This is a genomic window from Parasphingorhabdus pacifica (genome assembly GCF_054779195.1).
In genome coordinates this window covers 249,801-267,431 of sequence record NZ_BAAGYS010000021.1, presented here as the reverse complement: position 1 = coordinate 267,431, position 17,631 = coordinate 249,801, and the positions used below count along the sequence as shown (strand labels likewise).

Annotated in this window: 14 protein-coding genes and 1 pseudogene; 6 read left to right on the top strand and 9 right to left on the bottom strand. The window is 65.5% G+C overall.

What is annotated here, in order from left to right:
- Positions 1-98: 98 nt before the first annotated feature.
- A complete protein-coding gene (allB, locus tag ACYVAN_RS24415; RefSeq protein ID WP_460963558.1) occupies positions 99-1,472 on the bottom strand; it encodes an allantoinase AllB in 1,374 nt (457 codons plus the stop codon).
- A gap of 824 nt (positions 1,473-2,296) precedes the next feature.
- Between allB and ACYVAN_RS24410 the strand changes: the two genes are divergently transcribed.
- Both ACYVAN_RS24410 and ACYVAN_RS24405 read left to right on the top strand, forming a co-directional pair.
- The gene (locus ACYVAN_RS24410; protein WP_460963556.1) at positions 2,297-3,775 is read left to right on the top strand and encodes an NCS1 family nucleobase:cation symporter-1; all 1,479 of its coding nucleotides are present in this window, start codon (positions 2,297-2,299) and stop codon (positions 3,773-3,775) included.
- Positions 3,776-3,844: 69 nt separating this feature from the next.
- Positions 3,845-4,567 (top strand): aspartate/glutamate racemase family protein, encoded by a 723-nt coding sequence (locus ACYVAN_RS24405; RefSeq protein WP_460963554.1) that lies wholly within the window; start codon positions 3,845-3,847, stop codon positions 4,565-4,567.
- 96 nt (positions 4,568-4,663) lie between these two features.
- On the opposite strand, the gene ACYVAN_RS24400 is transcribed toward ACYVAN_RS24405, so the two are convergent.
- The 4 genes and pseudogenes from ACYVAN_RS24400 to ACYVAN_RS24385 all read right to left on the bottom strand — a co-directional run bounded on the left by ACYVAN_RS24400 (position 4,664) and on the right by ACYVAN_RS24385 (position 9,655).
- Complete coding sequence (locus ACYVAN_RS24400) at positions 4,664-5,317, bottom strand: GntR family transcriptional regulator (protein WP_460963552.1); 654 nt, start codon at positions 5,315-5,317, stop codon at positions 4,664-4,666.
- Positions 5,318-6,256: 939 nt separating this feature from the next.
- Positions 6,257-7,837: a flavin-containing monooxygenase gene (locus ACYVAN_RS24395; protein ID WP_460963550.1), complete on the bottom strand. Its 1,581-nt coding sequence runs from the start codon at positions 7,835-7,837 to the stop codon at positions 6,257-6,259.
- Positions 7,838-7,840: 3 nt separating this feature from the next.
- A pseudogene (locus ACYVAN_RS24390) lies at positions 7,841-8,140 on the bottom strand (alpha/beta hydrolase fold domain-containing protein); the annotation flags it as partial.
- Positions 8,141-8,479: 339 nt separating this feature from the next.
- Positions 8,480-9,655, bottom strand: a complete 1,176-nt coding sequence (locus ACYVAN_RS24385) for an FAD-dependent monooxygenase (protein WP_460963548.1) — start codon at positions 9,653-9,655, stop codon at positions 8,480-8,482.
- An 88-nt stretch (positions 9,656-9,743) separates the two neighbouring features.
- Between ACYVAN_RS24385 and ACYVAN_RS24380 the strand changes: the two genes are divergently transcribed.
- Positions 9,744-10,361, top strand: a complete 618-nt coding sequence (locus ACYVAN_RS24380; protein WP_460963546.1) for a TetR/AcrR family transcriptional regulator — start codon at positions 9,744-9,746, stop codon at positions 10,359-10,361.
- A 147-nt stretch (positions 10,362-10,508) separates the two neighbouring features.
- Here ACYVAN_RS24380 and ACYVAN_RS24375 read toward each other — a convergent pair whose 3' ends face one another.
- Complete coding sequence (locus tag ACYVAN_RS24375) at positions 10,509-11,102, bottom strand: hypothetical protein (protein WP_460963544.1); 594 nt, start codon at positions 11,100-11,102, stop codon at positions 10,509-10,511.
- A 936-nt stretch (positions 11,103-12,038) separates the two neighbouring features.
- Between ACYVAN_RS24375 and ACYVAN_RS24370 the strand changes: the two genes are divergently transcribed.
- The 3 genes from ACYVAN_RS24370 (at position 12,039) to ACYVAN_RS24360 (ending at position 15,150) form a co-directional block, all read left to right on the top strand.
- A complete protein-coding gene (locus ACYVAN_RS24370; RefSeq protein ID WP_460963542.1) occupies positions 12,039-12,368 on the top strand; it encodes a hypothetical protein in 330 nt (109 codons plus the stop codon).
- 434 nt (positions 12,369-12,802) lie between these two features.
- Positions 12,803-13,783, top strand: a complete 981-nt coding sequence (locus ACYVAN_RS24365; RefSeq protein WP_460963540.1) for a UbiA family prenyltransferase — start codon at positions 12,803-12,805, stop codon at positions 13,781-13,783.
- Positions 13,780-15,150: a protoporphyrinogen/coproporphyrinogen oxidase gene (locus tag ACYVAN_RS24360; RefSeq protein ID WP_460963538.1), complete on the top strand. Its 1,371-nt coding sequence runs from the start codon at positions 13,780-13,782 to the stop codon at positions 15,148-15,150. The genes ACYVAN_RS24365 and ACYVAN_RS24360 overlap by 4 nt, the downstream gene beginning before the upstream one ends.
- 67 nt (positions 15,151-15,217) lie before the next feature.
- Here ACYVAN_RS24360 and ACYVAN_RS24355 read toward each other — a convergent pair whose 3' ends face one another.
- The 3 genes from ACYVAN_RS24355 to ACYVAN_RS24345 form a co-directional block, all read right to left on the bottom strand.
- Positions 15,218-15,946: an alpha/beta hydrolase gene (locus ACYVAN_RS24355; protein WP_460963536.1), complete on the bottom strand. Its 729-nt coding sequence runs from the start codon at positions 15,944-15,946 to the stop codon at positions 15,218-15,220.
- 2 nt (positions 15,947-15,948) lie between these two features.
- The gene (locus ACYVAN_RS24350) at positions 15,949-16,506 is read right to left on the bottom strand and encodes an AMP-binding protein (RefSeq protein WP_460963534.1); all 558 of its coding nucleotides are present in this window, start codon (positions 16,504-16,506) and stop codon (positions 15,949-15,951) included.
- Between the two features lie 87 nt (positions 16,507-16,593).
- Positions 16,594-17,628 carry a family 2 encapsulin nanocompartment cargo protein polyprenyl transferase gene (locus ACYVAN_RS24345; RefSeq protein ID WP_460963532.1) on the bottom strand — a complete coding sequence of 345 codons (1,035 nt, stop codon included), beginning with the start codon at positions 17,626-17,628 and terminating at the stop codon, positions 16,594-16,596.
- Positions 17,629-17,631: the final 3 nt, after the last annotated feature.

Below are 17,631 nucleotides of genomic sequence, written 5' to 3'. Positions count from 1 at the left end.
AACCACCCTCCGGAGCAAAATAAGACGACTGACTCAAGTGAGCTCCTCCACATCGAAAACACAACCGGACACGACTCACCACGCCTACCCGCGGCTGATCAGGCCTCGCCGCGGCTCAGCAACTTTCCCTGCGGTGATGGTGTTTCCGCTTCCGGGCCGACGATCCGGCTTCCGCGCAGCCAGGTCCCTCGCACGACCCCGGACAGCGGACGACCGTGGTAAGGCGAAACCGGGTTGCGATGTCGCAGCTTGGCGACATCGACGACGAAGGCGTCGTCGGGCGCGAACACGCACAGGTCGGCGTCGTGGCCGACCGCGATGGCACCTTTACCGCGCATTCCTGCGAGTTCGGCCGGCTTGCGCGCCATCCAGCTGACGACGTCGGCGAGGCTGTGTCCACGCACCCTCGCCTGCGTCCACACCGAGGACAGGCCAAGTTGCAGGCTGGACACCCCGCCCCAAGCGACGCCGAAGTCACCGATGTCGAGGTGTTTGAGGTCGGGCGTGCACGGCGAATGGTCACTCACGACACAGTCGATGATGCCCTCGGCCAGGCCCTTCCACAGCAGTTCGCGGTTGCGCGCCTCGCGAATCGGCGGGCAGCACTTGAACTGGGTACCGCCATCCGGGATTTCCTCCGCGCTGAAGCTCAGGTAGTGCGGGCAGGTCTCGACAGTGACCTTGACCCCGTCTGCCCGGGCGGAGGCGATCAACGGCAAGGCGTCCGAAGACGACAGATGCAGGATGTGCACGCGCGCCCCGATGCGCCGCGCGAGTTCGATGACCTGCGCGATGGCGACGTTCTCCGCGCCACGAGGACGCGACGTCAGGAAGTCGCGGTAGTCCTCACCATGCGCAGTCGGAGCGTGCTCGATGGCGTCGGAGTCCTCGGCGTGCACGATCATCATCGCGTCGTGTTCGGCGAGTCGACGCAGCGCATCGTCGAGTTCGGCCGGGTTGAGCGGCGGGAACTCGTCGACGCCCGAGTGCAACAGGAAGCACTTGAAGCCGAAGACCCCGGCTTCGTACAGGCTCCGCAGTTCATCGAGGTTGCCGTGCACGGCACCGCCCCAGAAGCCGACGTCGACGTGAGCCTTGTCCTGTGCGGCCTTGCGCTTGACCTCCAGGGCATCGGCGTCGATGGTCGGCGGGAGACTGTTGAGCGGCATGTCGACGATCGTGGTGACACCGCCAGCGGCAGCGGCCCGGGTGGCGGTCTCGAACCCCTCCCACTCGGCGCGGCCCGGGTCGTTGACGTGGACGTGGGTGTCCACCAGGCCGGGCAACAGGACCTCGTCCTCGGCGAGGTCGACGATCTCGGCGGCATCGAGTTCGGCTTCGAGTGGTTCGACGGCCGCGATGCGACCGTCGCGGACACCGACGCAGCCGGACGTCTCCCCATGCGGGCCGATGAGCCGTGGCGCGCGAAAGAGCACGTCGAACCCCGCTCGCCCGGTTCCTGGTTCAGCCAACGCAGTTACCTCCCTCGTTCCGATGCATCAACGAATCGTTGAACCATCGCTGGTTTTCCGGCCAGGCGGGATGACCTCGGCCGCACGGCCGAACGGATCGTGCGGGAGCCCGAACCGGCGATCCAGATGGCGCCTAGGCCACTCACCTGGAACGATCGGCAACTTCGGGACTGACTCGCTCAGTGAACCCGGCCGCATTTCCGCATCGCGGAAGTATATTTGTGTGTATACGCAGTCTTAAGGGTGGCACGGGTTACCGTCAAGAGTGACCCGACTCGGCGAGCTCGGAGCAAACTCCACCACGCAGACGGACTGGCGACGCGCGCACCTCGCGCCACCGCAAGCCCACCGCCGACCAGGGCGGCGCCACCGCTTCGATGCTCGATGGCGGCCCCACGGGCGACTGTTGACGGCGACCAGCGAGGCCGTTACTGTCTCCACATCTCAAACGTATACTTTCGTATAGTGAAAACTTCCAGGTAGGGCGCGGGCAGTACTCGGCAAGTTCAGAATTATCCGATAGCTCCACGGTGCCCCGCTTGTCGTCGCACGGAGCGCGAGTGCGCCACTCCTGCTCCCGACTCAACGGAGAGTCCAATGCATCGAACAGCTGCCCTCCCCACGACCGTGGAACTCCTCGAGTGGACGGGCGTTGTCAACCTCTTTGGCATCCCCGGTGGGCGATCACCCTGTCGGCACCGCTCCGCGCATGAACCGCGGCGGACAGCACATTCCCACCGCGCGACCCACTCGAAGAGGTCCATCGCAGCACGTCACACGCGAGAGACCCGAAACTTGCACAGCGGAAGCTCGGAGGCAGCTTGATGACTTCCACGGAATACCAATCCGATGTGGACACCACTACCGCCAGCTCTCGCTTGTACAGTTACGATCTCGCGCCGACGAAAAAGGAAGGGCGCCGTTGGGGCGCCTACAACGTATTTACGCTCTGGGCCAACGATGTGCACAGCCTGGGCAACTACGCTTTCGCCATCGGTCTCTTCGCACTCGGCTTGAACGTGTGGGGAATCCTGACGGCGTTCGTCCTCGCGTCCGTGCTCCTGTTCCTCCTCCTTACGCTGTCCGGCTACATGGGCCACAAAACAGGCGTGCCTTTCCCCGTCATGAGTCGCATCGCCTTCGGCACCAAAGGCGCGCAAATACCAGCGGCTGTTCGCGGCGTGGTCGCCATCGCCTGGTTCGGCATTCAGACATACCTCGCCGCATCTGTGCTGAACGCCCTTCTGATTGCCATGTTCCCGGGGTTGAAGGCGCTGCAGAACCAGTCGGTGCTGGGATTGTCGACGCTCGGGTGGATCACATTTCTGGCGCTTTGGGTGATCCAAGTCCTCATCGTCAGCTACGGCATGCACGTGATCCGCAAGTACATGGCAGTGGCCGCACCGACCACCCTCATCACGATGTGCGCCTTGGCGATCTGGATGTTCGTCCGCGCGGGCGGATCCATCTCCCTGTCCACGGATCAGCCGCTCACCGGCGGAGCGATGTGGCTGCACATCCTGCAGGGTGCTGCCCTGTGGGTGGTGATCTACGGAACGTTCGTGCTGAACTTCTGCGACTTCACGCGCTCGGCCAAGAGTCGCCAATCGATCGTCCGTGGAAACGTGATCGGGATTCCGGTGAACATGCTCTTCTTCGCCGGTATCGTCGTCGTCCTCGCCGGAGCCCAGTTCGAGTTGAACGGGCAGGTGATCACCAGCCCCACGGACATCGTCCAGACGATCCCCAACATCTTCTTGCTGGCGCTCGCCTCATTCGCACTCATCATCCTGACGATCGCGGTGAACCTGCTCGCCAACTTCGTGGCGCCCATCTACGTACTGGTGAATCTCTTCCCGCGACACCTGAACTTCCGCCGGGCCGGCCTCGCCAGCGCCCTCATCGGCGTCGTCATCCTGCCTTGGAACCTCTACAACAACCCGGTAGTGGTGAATTACTTCCTCGGCGGTCTGGGCGCGCTCCTCGGCCCCCTCTTCGGCGTCATCATGGCCGACTACTGGCTGCTGCGTAAGACCCGCGTGAACGTCCCGGACCTCTACGCCGAGGATTCGCAGAGCGAGTACCACTACCGGCACGGGTACAACCCGAAGGCCGTCTGGGCCTTCATTCCGTCGGCTGCGATCGCCGTCGTTCTGGCGCTGGTGCCTGCCTTCGGTTCCGTAGCCGGGTTTTCCTGGTTCATCGGGGCGATCCTCGGCGCACTGGTCTACGCCGTCATCAGCGACCGCCAGCCCGACGCACGGGACGTGGACGGCGAACAGATCGCCGTCGCAGCCGAGTGAGCCATTGCGGAACCGCGAACCATCCGCCGCAGGAGCAGCCGGTCTTCAAGATTTTGGAAAGCTGAAACAATGCGAATTCTCGTCGTCAATGTCAACACCACCGCGTCCATCACCGATTCCATCGGCAAGCAGGCTGCGGGGGCCGCGGCCCCAGACACCGAGATCATTCCGCTGACCCCGTCATTCGGAGCGGAATCCGTCGAGGGCAACTACGAGAGTTATCTCGCCGCGATCGCCGTGATGGAAGCAGTCCGGTCCTACCCGGAACCCTTCGACGCCATCATTCAGGCCGGGTACGGCGAACACGGCCGGGAAGGGCTGCAGGAACTGTTCGACGTCCCGGTCGTGGACATCACCGAAGCAGCCGCCAGCACCGCACAGTTCCTCGGCCGCACGTACTCGGTCGTGACCAGCCTCGACCGCACGGTTCCCCTGATCGAGGACCGACTCGTCGCCGGTGGCCTCAACGCCCGTTGTGCCTCCGTGCGCGCCAGCGGCTTGGCCGTGCTGGACCTCGAACGCGATCCCCAGACCGCCGTCGACACCATCGCGGAGCAAGCGGCCCGCGCGGTGCACGACGACCGGGCAGAGGTCATCTGCCTGGGCTGCGGCGGCATGTCGGGACTCGCGGAACGCGTGGTCGAACGCACCGGGGTGCCCGTCGTCGACGGCGTTACCGCAGCCGTGACGGTTGCCGAGTCGCTCGTCCGCCTCGGCCTGACCACCTCGAAGGTGCGCACGTACGCGCCCCCGCGTCCCAAGGCGATGACCAACTGGCCCCCCACCCGTTGATGCCCTTCAGCTGAGTGCGTGCCGGACCGTAGGCGCGGAGAGCTGTGGGTGGCGCCGGGCTCCGCCCCGGGCTTGGCGCCACCGGGCCGAGGACCTCTAGTACACGATCCCGTTGAGCACCATCAGACGACTGGAATGCACGTGCCGCTTGGCGACCTCGGAGGCACGCGCCACGTCCCCCGCTGCGATGGCGGCATAAAGCTCCTCGTGCTCACCGCACACCCGCTCAGGCTCCAGGTTCAGCCGGAACAGCCACGCCAACCTGTCGTGCAACGGCTCCAGCATCGAGGTGAGCAGCTCGTTGTCCGCCAACTCGACGAGCTTGTCGTGGAACGCGGCGTTGGCCTCCGACATGGCCCCCACATCCGAGGATTCCAGCGCCTTGCGCGCCTGCGCCGACAACTCCCCGAGGTACTCGACGTCGTCGGCACCGCTCCGCTCGGCAGCGAGTTTCGCGGCCAGCGCCTCCAGCGCCTCGCGGACGTCGAAGAGCTCTTCGAGCTGCCGCCGATCCAAGCTTCGGACGAAGACACCGCGGCGCCGAGGCTGCACCTCGATCAAGCCCGTGCTCTGGAGCATGCGGATCGCTTCCCGTACGGGAACGCGCGACACGCCGAATTCAACAGCGATCTCCTGCTCGAACAGTCGATCACCGGGACGAAGGCGGCCATCGCTGATGCGAGCCTGCAATGCGTCGTGGATCTGATCGCGCAGCGGACCGCGCGTCCCCGCGTCCGGCTCTTCAGTCACAGGCACAAGCTCCTCCTCGCAGGCTGTGTCCACCAGCCTAAGAGTCCCGCAGAGGACGCCGACTCGATACCCCCGCCCACTGCAGCCCCATGGACGAGTTCGTCGCGAGCAAGTCGTTCAACGATCCGGACCGGGACTCGTCGCGGCCCCACACCCGTCTGATTCACCTTCCCGCGTCACAACAGTCCGAACGAGAAGGACAAGGTTTGCACGTCGCCACAGTGCAACACCTGGACGGCACCGTACGCTGCGGCGTCGTCGAAGACGACGTCCTGCACCAGGTCCCATCCGGGACGTTGGTACTCGACAGTTCTACGAAACGGCACACTGCGCGAAGCCGGGCAGCGCACGTTGTCGACAACGGACGCTGTCGCGTTGGCTGATGTGCGCCTGCTGCCCCCGTTGGAAACCCCCACCGTCCGGGGTTTCGTGGCGTTCGAGGAACACGTCGAGGGGGTCATCCAGAGCATGGACGGAGCGGCCGAGGTGGTACCGGAGTGGTACGAGGCCCCTGCTTTCTACTTCACCAACCCGTACGCCCTCGTCGGTGGCCACGACGAAGTCGCGATACCTCCGGGATCGAGATCGGTCGCGACCTCCTGTCCAACATGGGATCGCCCTCGAGGATCTCGTTACCTACGCCGTGCGCGGCACCCAGGTCCGCCCCGACGACGTCATCGGGTCGGGAACCTGCGGAAACGGCGGCTGCCTGGCCGAACTGTGGGGCCGTCACAGCATCCAAGATCCGCCATCGCTCCAGCCCCGGCGACGTCGTCGAGATGACGGTCGAAGCTATCGGCACCATTACCAACACCGTCGTGGGGCGCGTCGAGCCGGCGGGAGTGCCCGCAGTGGCGCCCGCTCGTCAGCGGCCAAGGCAGCGGCTGCAGACCCCTGGGCGACTCATCGAGACCGGTGCCCGGTACTGCCGAGTCCGGCTCAACTCAGCTCGAATCCGTGGTAGTGCGCCATCGCTATGCCGTCGCCGACCTGCTTGTAGGTTCCGACACCGCCGACGAACGGCATGAACACCCGCTGCTTGCCCGGGATGTTGGCGCCCATGTACCAGGACGCGGCCTGCGGCATGACCGTGAGAGCCGCGACGTCGTTGGTGGTGTTCACCCAGTTGTCCTCGGCGTCGAGCGCCGGTTCCATCCGGCTCCAGCCGTTCTCGCGAAGATGCTCCAGCGCACGGGTGATCCAGTCGACGTGGTACTCGATGGAGGTCATCATGTTGGACAGCACCGAAGGGCTCTGCGGCCCGGTGACCGTGAACAGGTTCGGAAAACCCACCGACATCAGGCCCAGGTAGGTACGCGGGCCGTGTGCCCACTTCTCCCGCAGGGTCCGGCCGCCGTTGCGAATCTCCATGGCATCGAGTGCGCCGGTCATCGCGTCGAATCCGGTGGCCATGATGAGCACGTCGAACTCGTGCTCAGCATCGCCTGCGACGATCCCCCGCTCGGTGCTTCGTCGGATCGGTTCTTCGTTGATGTCGACCAGCGACACGTTGTCCTGGTTGTACACCTCGTAGTAACCGGTCTCGACGCACATCCGCTTGCTCGCGATCGGGTACGTGCGCGGTGACAACTTCTCGGCCAAACCCGGATCCTCGACCTTGGCCCGGATCCGACTGCGCACGTACTCGGCGACCACCTCGTTGGCGTCCGGATCCTTGAGTATGTCCGAGTAGGCGGAGGTATAGCAGAGGCCGCCCGCGTTCCAGCGTCGCTCGAGCTCCGCCACGACTTCCTCGGGCCCGGTTTCGGTGAGGAGGGTGGTGCCTTCGTCGCATTGGAAACCGGTCCGAGTGATCCGGCTCGCCTCGCGGAACTCCTGGTAGTGCGGCTTGACCTCGGGGAGACGTTCGTTCGGCCCATTGTGCGCAGGCACGGCGAAGCTCGGCGTACGCTGGAAGACCGTCAGTTTCCCGACGACCGGCGCGATCGCGGTGATCGTTTGCAGGCCGGAGGAGCCCGTGCCGATCACTGCGACCTTCTTGCCCTCCAGGTCGACGTTCTCGTGCGGCCAGTTGGAGGTCCAGTACAGCTCACCGGTGAAGTCGTCGGTCCCGTCGAATTCGGGGATCGACGGCTTCGACAGGCAGCCGGTCCCCGCGATCACGTACGTGGCGGTTCGACTTCGACCGTCGTCGGTCCTCACCGTCCACTGTGTCATCTCGTCGCACCAGTCCAGGTTCCCGACGCGGACGCCGAAGGTGATGTCCGCGCGCAGGTCGTACCGTTCTGCGACGTGCTCGGCGTAGGAGAGGATCTCCGGCTGGGCGGCGTACCGCTCGGTCCAGTTCCACTCCTGTTCGAGCTCCGGATCGAAGGAGTAGGAGTATTCGACCGACTCGATGTCGCAGCGCGCTCCCGGATACCGGTTCCAATACCAGGTGCCACCGACGTCGTCGCCCGCCTCGATCACATGCGCGTCGAGACCGGACTGGCGAAGCCGGTGCAGTTGGTACATTCCCGAGAAGCCCGCACCGATGATGATCACGTCGTGGTCGGGCACGGATCAGACCTCCTTGCCGAACGAAGCGATGAACTGGTTGAGGTAGCCGGTGACGAACTGCATGCCCTCGTCATATCCGGGCAGGATCTTCGCCATTTGCAAGTAGCCGTGCATCTGCCCATCGGCCTCATCCAGGACGACGGGGACGTCGGCGTTCGCCAGTGCCTTCGCGTAGGCGACGCCTTCGTCGTGCAAGGGGTCGTGCTCGGCCACGTAGACCAACGCCGGAGGCAGGCCCGCATGGCTTTCGGCGCGCAGCGGGGAGGCGTCCGAGCTCTCCCGCGCTTCCTCATCCGGAAGGTAGTGCCCCCAGAATCACATCATGGTGTCCCTGTTGATCAGCAACTGGTTCTCCAGCGCGAGGTAGGACCTGGTGCGCTTCGCGCGAGGTGACTCGTGGGCTCGAACCACCGATGCGACCCGGGTCTGGAGCAGCTTCTGTGACCCATGTTACGAACGAGGAGGGCGCTACGGAATCGTCAAAACGGGCCGTAAGCCGACCGTCTTAACCAGGTGGGCCGCCCACGCACCCGGTGAAGATCGGCTCCTGCACAGGTTGACGGGCATCATGCAAACACCCGCGAGCAGGTGCCGGATACCGAGAGAACTCGGACTTTCGAGCTGCTCGCGCCCGACCATCCGCTACGCCGATGCCGCAGCTTCCGCGTCGTGGGCATGGATCCATTGGAGTGTCGTCGAAATGGTGCCCAAAGCGCGGTTGCGCTCGTCGGCGTCCGGACCGTCAGGCAGGTGCAGCAGGTCCGAAGCCACCCACGAACTCCGCTGGACCGCGCGAGTCCGCGCTCGGCGCAGCCTTTCGTAGCGTTCCAACGCCTGCTCCTGGCTGTAACGGTGCAAGCACTCCGCCAGTGTCACGGCGTCCTCGATCGTCTGATTGGCACCTTGCCCGTGGTGCGGCAGCATCGCGTGCACGGCGTCACCGATGAGCACGATCCCGTCGCGGTGCCAGCGGTTGAGCGGCGCCTGGCCGAACAATGCCCAGCGTCGATGAAGGGTGGTCGACTCGACCATCTCCCGCACGCCTGGATGCCAGCCGTCGAAGCACGCCGAGAGCTGTGCGGGGGTGACGTTCTCAACCCAGCTGGACGACGACCACTGTTCCGGCTCGTGAACCACCGCCAGGAAGTTGATGAGCGAACCGTCGCCGATCGCGTAGTGCAGCACGTGCGCACCCGGCCCCATCCAGAACTGGATCGCGCCCGGGTCCGGCATCGAAGGGACCTTCTCGACGGGGACCATCCCCCGGAAACCACTGGTGCCGGAGTACACGGCAGGGTTGGCATCGGTGATCCACCGGCGCACCGTTGAGTGCACACCATCGGCCCCGACGACGACGTCGGCACGGGCCGTGGCGCCGTTGGCGAACACCAGCTGATGTCCTTCGCCGGATGTGGCGGCATCCACCAAGCGGTGGTCGAGGCGCACCGTGTCCGGCCCGCACGCCTCGGCGAGCATGCGTTGCAGGTCTGCACGGTGCACGCCGTAATAGGGTGCACCGAACCGCTCCGCATAGCTGGCGGCCACCCCGTACGAGGCCACGCGGTTCCCGTCGCACCACTCCCGATAGATCAGCTCCGTCGGTACCACCGAACAGTCGGCCAGCTGTTTACGCAGACCCAGATCATGCAGCACGCGAGTGCCATTGGCAGACAACGCCACAGCAGCGCCCACTTCGCGGAGTTCGGCCGCCTGCTCGTACACGACGGCGTCCACACCCCGCGCTCGCAACGACAGCGCGAGAGTGAGCCCACCGATCCCGCCACCGATGATCGCCACCGATGACGTCGTCTTCGACATGGTTCTCCTCGGGTTACGCACTCGAGATGCTTGTACCGAACGGTACATCCGGTTGAACGCTAGATGTACCGGTCGGTACGGTCAACGGGTGAGTTCCCGGACCGACAAGCGTGCCGAATTGCTCCGCCAGGCGGTGGACCACTTGGCCACCCACGGAATCGCCGACATGTCCTTGAGCCCGATGGCCGAACAGTTGGGCACCAGCAAGCGCATGCTGCTCTACTACTTCGGCAGCCGGGACAACCTGATCGCGGAGGCGATCGCAGCGAGCCGCCCCGATCTCGGCAACCTGTTCAACGGTGTGCACGACACCGAAAGCCTGCGCACGGCAGCGTTGACGCTATGGGAAGTAATCACGCGCGGCCGTCAGCAACGCCCCATCCGCATTCTCTTCCAGGTACTGAGCCTGGCACCGACCCAACCGGACCGGTACGCCTCGGTTGCCGCCGAAGCCGTCAACGCCATGGTCGATCCGCTCGTCCCCGTCTACCGCGATCTGGGCTTCGACGATCTGGATGCTCGTGCCCACGCGAGCCTGCTCATCTCCGGGCTGCGCGGCCTGTGCCTGGACCGGCTCGTTACCGGCGACATCCCGCGCATCGAAGCCGCCGCCCGCACACTCATCGCTACCGCGACGACACTTCCGACAAGCCCGACGACCGGCCAAGGGCACGCCGATGACAGCGGCACCGCCGGGGCCGGTTGATCCGGCAGTCCGTTTGCTGGTCGCTACACCCTGACGCCGATCCCGAGCCAGGACACCTCGTGGTCGATGGCGGCACCACATGGCGCCGCCATCGCACGACAATGAGCGGAGCGTTCGCCCCGCTCATCGCCTCGCTCCGAGTTCGGATCAGTTCGTCATCTGATACTTCCCGGAGAACTCCAGCGCGTCGACGCCACCGGTCGCGGCACCGGTCGCACATGCGGCGCCGGCACCAAGCAGGTCGATCTCCGCGGTGCCGCTGCTTTCATTGCCCACGAACTCGCCTTCGGTGATCTCGCCACCGAAGTGTCCGGAGTTCAACTGGTCGAACGTAAGCGCGAAGTCCGCCGTGCTCTCCGAAGTGGTGCCGTCTTCGTGCGTCCAGGTGATGGTCGCCTCGCCCTCGGTGTCGTTCGGCAGGCTCGTGCAAGAGAGCGCGCTTTGGAACGAACCGGTGAACTTCGCACTGACCACGTCGGATTCACCGCTGCAGGACGTCGCCTCGCCCTCGATCGTCATCGTGGTTTGCGGGGCATTCCCGGGCAAAGCCGGCCCCAGAGCAGGGGTGAACTCAGCCCGTCCGTCCAGGTCGCAGATCAGCAGAGCCTTCGCCGCCTCGTCTCTTTCCTGTGCCGCCGGGTCGTTCACCGCCTGTGCCATCGGAGCGGCGAGCAACGGCGCCGCGGCGAGCAGTGCGGCCACACCGAACACCCCGGGCTTCTTTCCCAGCTTGGACAGCATTCGAATCTTCTCCTCGTCAGCTCAGGGAATGAAGGCACTTACGTCCGTGCCCCTCGATCCGGGATCAGATCACGTTCCGAACTCCACGTGCAGCCCACGCAAGCGCGCCCCACTCGATCGGGAACAGATTGATCCGTCATTTTGATGATCGTCTCTCATCTTTTCGGGATTACGTGAGGAAAATTCATTCCTATGTGACGACGAACCGGCCCGAGAGATCAGGTACTAGTCCATTGTGGTCACAGTGCTCCGTTTCGACTAGTTCCGGATTGCGGCCGAAAAAGCGACACCTGGGACAGCAACCTGCCCACAGGGCCAGAGCAGCTCCACGGGCCATACCTACCGATGTCACACCTGCCTGCACCGCGCTCCCCCGCACCTGTGAAAGCGCCCACTCGATGCAGCGGGAGGCACGCGTAAGCACTTTCAAGGCATCGTCCGGAATTTCACCAAATAAGATGATCTCGGCAAACCTGACATAGCCATGCGCGATCATTACACCCCTTACTCACGGGGGTGACCACTGCCAAACATCCTGGTCGCGGCACACGAATCCGCCCCAAAAGTTCACTATGGACAGACGAGTGTCCTTGGCGGCCAGGGTTTCGCCGACTGCTACGCTCGGTCACGTTCATCATTCTGAACGTTGGGGTCTCAGAGCTTCTTCCAGAACTATCCCCGCGGTTCGTCGCGGTGTCGCCTCGGCTGGATCCAGTTCAACCGGGAACGGGGGTGCGAACCGACGGCTGTCTCCGTGTTCCTGCGTCCGTGCACTCCGCTGGCTGACCCACCTACCCCAAGCAGCTGATCGCCCCCACGCACGCCCGGACACAGCGATCGGTCGGGCACAGCGGTCGGTCGGGCACTCGGATCGGAAAACGTACGGCTTCCGACGCAGAAGCCGTGGTCAAGTGAGATGAGAAGGGATTTGGTGCCATGATGTTTCGTTCCGTATCGGCACTCCTCGCCGTAGGAGCTCTGGCGCTGGGGGCCTCTGCCAGTTCGGCCGCAGCAGGAGAAAGTTCCGCGGGATCGGAGAAGCAGAGCGGTGAAGTGATCGTCTTCACCGTGGACTTCGCTCCGGTGACCAAGTTCCCGAGCCCGGAAGGCTGCAACACTCTTCCGACGGGCACGCACGTCGTGGTGAACAACACGGACAGCGAGGTGCGGATCTACGCCGATCCGAACTGCTTTGGACCGTCGCTGCGACTCGACCCCGACTACGCCGCCCACGAACTTCCGGCTTTCGGCGCATTCTCGGCCTGAGAAGCACCTGGCCGATTCGGATGTCGGAGTCCGTTGACCTCGTGATGACAGGGGTCGGCCGCATCGGGCATCGACAGGTCCGCGACGTAGGACCGACCACAGCCGGGGTCGGCGTTACGCCCCTGGGGATATCCGATCTCAATGCCGCCGATCACGTTACCGACGTGCGGACTCGGTGGTTGCCGCCATGGTGACCGCCGGGTCTCCGGCATGGAACGCCACGGCGGTGATCGGCGAGGCGGCTACCGGATCGTTGCGCGTGCCCACTCGCCGGAGTGTCCTGATCGCGGCGCGGGGGCGCGGACCATCGGCTAGCGGGCAGCACCGGTTTTTCAGTCGCGAACCGACGAGTACTCCTTACGAACGGTTGATCCCGTTCTGGCCGCTCGCGGCGTCGCCCGGTTCGCGCTCGTTCGACAACAGGAGGAATCAACATGACCAGTGATGTCAGCACCGAGCGTGTTGTCGCTCCGGAGACCCCACCCGAGAGCAAGTTCCGCAGTTATCTCCGACTCGGCAACCTCGACGTCTACGACTACTACCTCAGCATTCTGGTAGTCGCCGCCGCGGTGGTACTGCTGTCGCCCACCACAGCGCAGTCGGACACCGTCCTGATGCTGCTGCTGTTCCTGGCCGGGGAGATCTGCACACTCGTGGCGGGGGTGGCGTTCGACGACATCACCGGCTACCGGGACGGTAGCGACCTCGCCAACTACGGCCCGGACGACCCACTGCGCAAGAAACTGCGCAAACCACTCGTGGTCGGCACTCTGTCCGAGTCAGAAGCAATGAGGTTCGCCTGGATCGCCGCTACCGCGGGAGCTGCGCTGTGGACCGCCGCGATCGCCGTTGCACCGGCAGCGCCACTGTGGACGGTTTTGTTGATCGCTGCCACCTTCGTGGTCGCGCTGCAGTACTCCTACGGACTCAAGCTCAGCTACCACGGGTTCCAGGAGGCGTTCCTTGTCGTGCTCGGGATGACCCTGGTGATCGCTCCCTACGGTCTGGCGACCGGCCAGTTCTCCGGTTTCATACTGGTGCAAGCGGTGCTGTTCGGCATGGGCCCGCTCATGTTCGGGGTGTACTCCAACACCAACGACGTCGCGGGTGACCGGGCTGTGGGCCGCCCGACCGTGGCCGCGCTGACTTCGGAGCGGGGTAACACGCGATTCATCGGCGTCCTGTCCTTCGCAGAGTTCCTGTTGATCGCGGGCGCCTCGCTGACCGGACTGGCCCCGTGGTGGTTCGTGCTGCTCATGTGGCCGGCCACGGCGCTGCGCGCCCGGCAGTACTACCTCGGATTCGAACGGCACGAGATCATGCGCGCTCGCAAACTGGGCTTCACGGTGCATCGGACGTACGTGGCGCTGCTGGTGCTGGCCAACTTGCTGGTGGCACTGGGGATGGCCGGATGAGCCCGGACGTGGACGTAGCCGTCGTCGGCGCCGGCATCGCCGGGCTGACAGCGGCACACGAGCTGCGCCGCGCCGGACTGGACGTTCGGGTGTACGAAGCCGCGGCGCAGGTCGGCGGGCGGATGACCAGCGTCCGCCAGGACGGCTACACGATCGACACCGGCGCCGAACAGATCTCGCCGCACGGATACCGTGCGAGCTGGGAACTGCTCGCACGGCTCGGCATCACCGACGTCGAGGTACCGCGGATCGGCCACCCGATAGCGATGTGGCGGGACGGGCGGGCACACCCAGGGTTCGGCGAACCACGCGGACTGTTCACCGGGGCCGGGTTGACCCGTCGCGCACGGCTGGATCTGCTGCGGTTCCAGGTTTGGGCGAGGCGCGCCGGCTTCGACGAAGACCACCCGGAGCGGTCCCCCCTCGGCGCTGCCACGGTGGCAGAGTTCGCCCGCCGCTACCACACGGATCTGTACGACTACCTGTTCCAACCCGCGAGCACGTTCTTCTTCTGGGATCCGAGGCGCTCGACGGCGTCGGTTCTGGTCAACCTACTGCTTTCGGTGGGCAGCACCGCGACCTGGCGAACTTACCGGGACGGAATGGACACCCCGACGCGGCGGCTCGCGGCCGACCTCGACGTCGAAACCGGGCGGCCGGTGCACGAAGTGATCGCCGACGGTTCGACCGCCCGGTTGCGGGTAGGTGCGGACACGGTGACTGCTCGGTCGGTGCTGTTGTGCGTACCCGCGCCGGTCGCTGCCGAACTGCACGCGAATCCCCCGCAGGACGAGGTGGACTTCCTGCGAGCGTGCACCTTCACTTCCGCGCTGAAGGTCAGCTGTCTGCTCAGCGACCCGCTCGAACCGCCGGGCCGTGGCCGGCCGTACTTGCTGGTCACGCCGGAAGCCGAGGACGATACGTTGGCGGCGATCATCTTCGACCACGTCAAGCATCCCGGCCGGGCTCCCACTGGCAAAGGCTTGCTGACGGTGATGCCCAACGCCGCGACCGCACCGGGGCTGCTGGAAGCAACTGACGACGAGGTGATCGCGCAGGTGACGGCGGCCGTGCCGCGTTATCTGCCTGGCTTCGACGCGGTGCACCGCGGCAGCTCGGTCCACCGCCACCGGCACGCCGTACCCGAGGCCACTCCCACCGCGCTGCAGCGTCTGGCGAGTTTCAGGGGCCGCGCAATCGGTCCCGTCGACTACGCGGGTGACTGGGTGCTGCTGCGTCCGGCGAGCGAGGGCGCAGTGCGTGCCGGAGCCCTGGCCGCTTCCCGCACGCTCTGCCACCTCGGCTCGTCGCGTTCGCTACTGCCCAGTACGGCAGTCGCGCAACCTCAATCCACCAAGTTGTCCTGATGTTGATCTGATGGTGATGGAACGAGAGTTCGTACCGCTACTCCATGGCGGAGTTCGGGGCTCCGACCTACCCGTGCAATGTGCTCGCAACCCAACCCATGGCTGTGTCCACGGCCGCACGCGGCTGCTCGACATAGCCATGGCCCTCGAAGCCGTGCTGCGCCTCGGGAAGTTCGATGACCTCCAGATCACCATCGTGCGCACGCTCCGCCTCGACGAAGGCATCCTGGGTCTGCGCGAAGAACGGGAGCTCGCCGCCGACCCGCAGGAGCAGCTTGGGCAGGGACGGGGCCGAAGACGCAGCGGCGAGGACGTCGAACCGGGGGCCGTCGCCTGGCCAGCCCGGCGGGGGCGCGAGCACCGGGTAGGTAAATGCCACGCAACGCAACCACTCGGGGCGTTTGACCAGCCATTCCGCCGCCAACACTCCACCACCGGAGAAGAACCACAGGCCGATCCGGTCCGGGTCGACGGAATCGAGCGCACGCGTCTGCTCAATGGTCGCGGCCAGGTCCTCCGCGGCCTGCGGGTAGTGGGAATCGCTGTAGAGCCGATGATTGAAGGTGATCCCGACCAGGCCGGACGCCGCGGCGAGTGCACCGTAGCCGACAAACCCCTCCCAATCCCTCGGGGTTGGTTGCTGGTCCTCGGATACCGGGCCGCCGTGAACGAACACGACAGCCGGCTTCCGTCCCTCCCCCGCTCGCGGGGAGGTGTGGACGTCGATCATCCCATCGCGGACTCGGCTGGCCGCTTCCACGTCGGCGAAGAACGGCGTGCTCTCGGAGGTGTTCATGACTACATCTCAGCACACGAGCCGGCCTCGTAAACGCGATTTGGCGCCTCGGTGGAACGAACCGAGCAGCACCGGGTGACAACCGTGCCGTGGAAGAGCGGCACCGACATGAGGACTACGCCCGGGGGTCCTGCCGCGGCCGCCACATCGGCGAGCGACCCGCCTTCCCGGAGCAGGGCTCGAGCCGCCGCGTATCCCGGGCTGCTCACATTGCCGCAGATGTTGCGGTGGGTGCCGAACGCGCCTGTGGGAGTTCCGGTGGCCCCGGAGGTGTAGAAGGAGGTGTAGAAGATCGTGGGGTCGTCTTCGGGGCCGAGCTCCACGTCGCGGAGTTCCGCGGCCACGGGCGATGGCGCCCGCACAGCTGCTGCGAAAAACGCGCCCGACCAATCGGGGAAGTTGCGCATCGCGATGACGACGCGGTCGCCCTTGCGGACGCCGTGTTCGTCGATGAGCGCTCGCACCAACCCGGCGACCCCTTGGAAGTGCTCGCCGTAGCTGATCCGTTCGTCGCCGTAGACGAGGAAAACCCGTTCGGCGAAAGCCCGCGAGCTCTCCACCAGCGTCGACCGCGGCGTGGGCCTGCATCACACCCGCCGGGAGAGAATGCGGCACCACCACGGTCGCAGCCGCGGATCCGGCCGGAGTCAGTGGGTGCGGTGAGCGACGAGTCGGGCGAGTACGTCGAGCTCGGTGGTTCGTGCGATCGGACCGGCCGCGTGCAGGTGGTCCAGTGCTTCGGACAACAGTTGATCAGCCTGGGTCTGGCTCCACTCCCGCCCACCCGCGTCTTCCACGAGTGCCGCGGTCGCGGTCAGTTCGGTGGGCGTCTGGGCGGCCCCATCGTCGTGATACCGAGTGGCCAGTTGTTGTCCGGCTCGGGTCTCGGAGTTGAGCGCGAACACGACGGGCAGATTCTTCTTCCGCGCGCTCACGTCCGAATAAATCGGCTTGCCGGTGTGTTCCGGATCGCCCCAGATACCCAGCAAGTCGTCGACGTGCTGGAACGCCAGTCCGAGTTTGTGGCCGAAGCTGCGCAGTTCTTCGGTTTGCTCGGCGTTGCCACTTCCGAACGTGGAACCGAGTTCGCAGGATGTCGCCATGAGGGTCGCGGTCTTGGCTTGTGCCATGCGCTGGCATTCGGCCACGTCGACGTCGGTGCGTTTCTCGAAGGCGAGATCCATGATCTGACCCTGGATGAGTTCTTGGACGGCGGTGTTGAGCAGCCGTGTCACCGGCAGGGAGGCTGGGTGCCCGCTCCCAGCCAGCACTCCGGAGGCCAGGGTGAGTAGTGCGTCGCCCGCCAGTATCGCCGCGCTCCCCCCGAACACGCTCCAGGCCGTGGGGCGATGGTGGCGGGTGGCGTCGGCGTCGATGACGTCATCGTGGATCAGCGAGAAGTTGTGCACCAGTTCCACCGCGACCGCGGCGGGAACCGCTTCCACCGCGGTGCCACCGACGGCCTCGGCGGTGAGCAGCACCAGGGCGGGACGCAACATCTTGCCGCCGGTCCCGTCCGTCGGTTCGCCATGCTCGTCCCACCAGCCGAAGTGATAGCCGGCGATGTGCCGCATGTCCGGAGGAAGCGTGTCGATGGCGGTGCGCAGCGCGGGTGTGATCGTCTGGCGGCTCCAGTCCAGGATGTCGACTGCTGTCGAGCGGCTGGTGTCGATGGTGGTCATGCG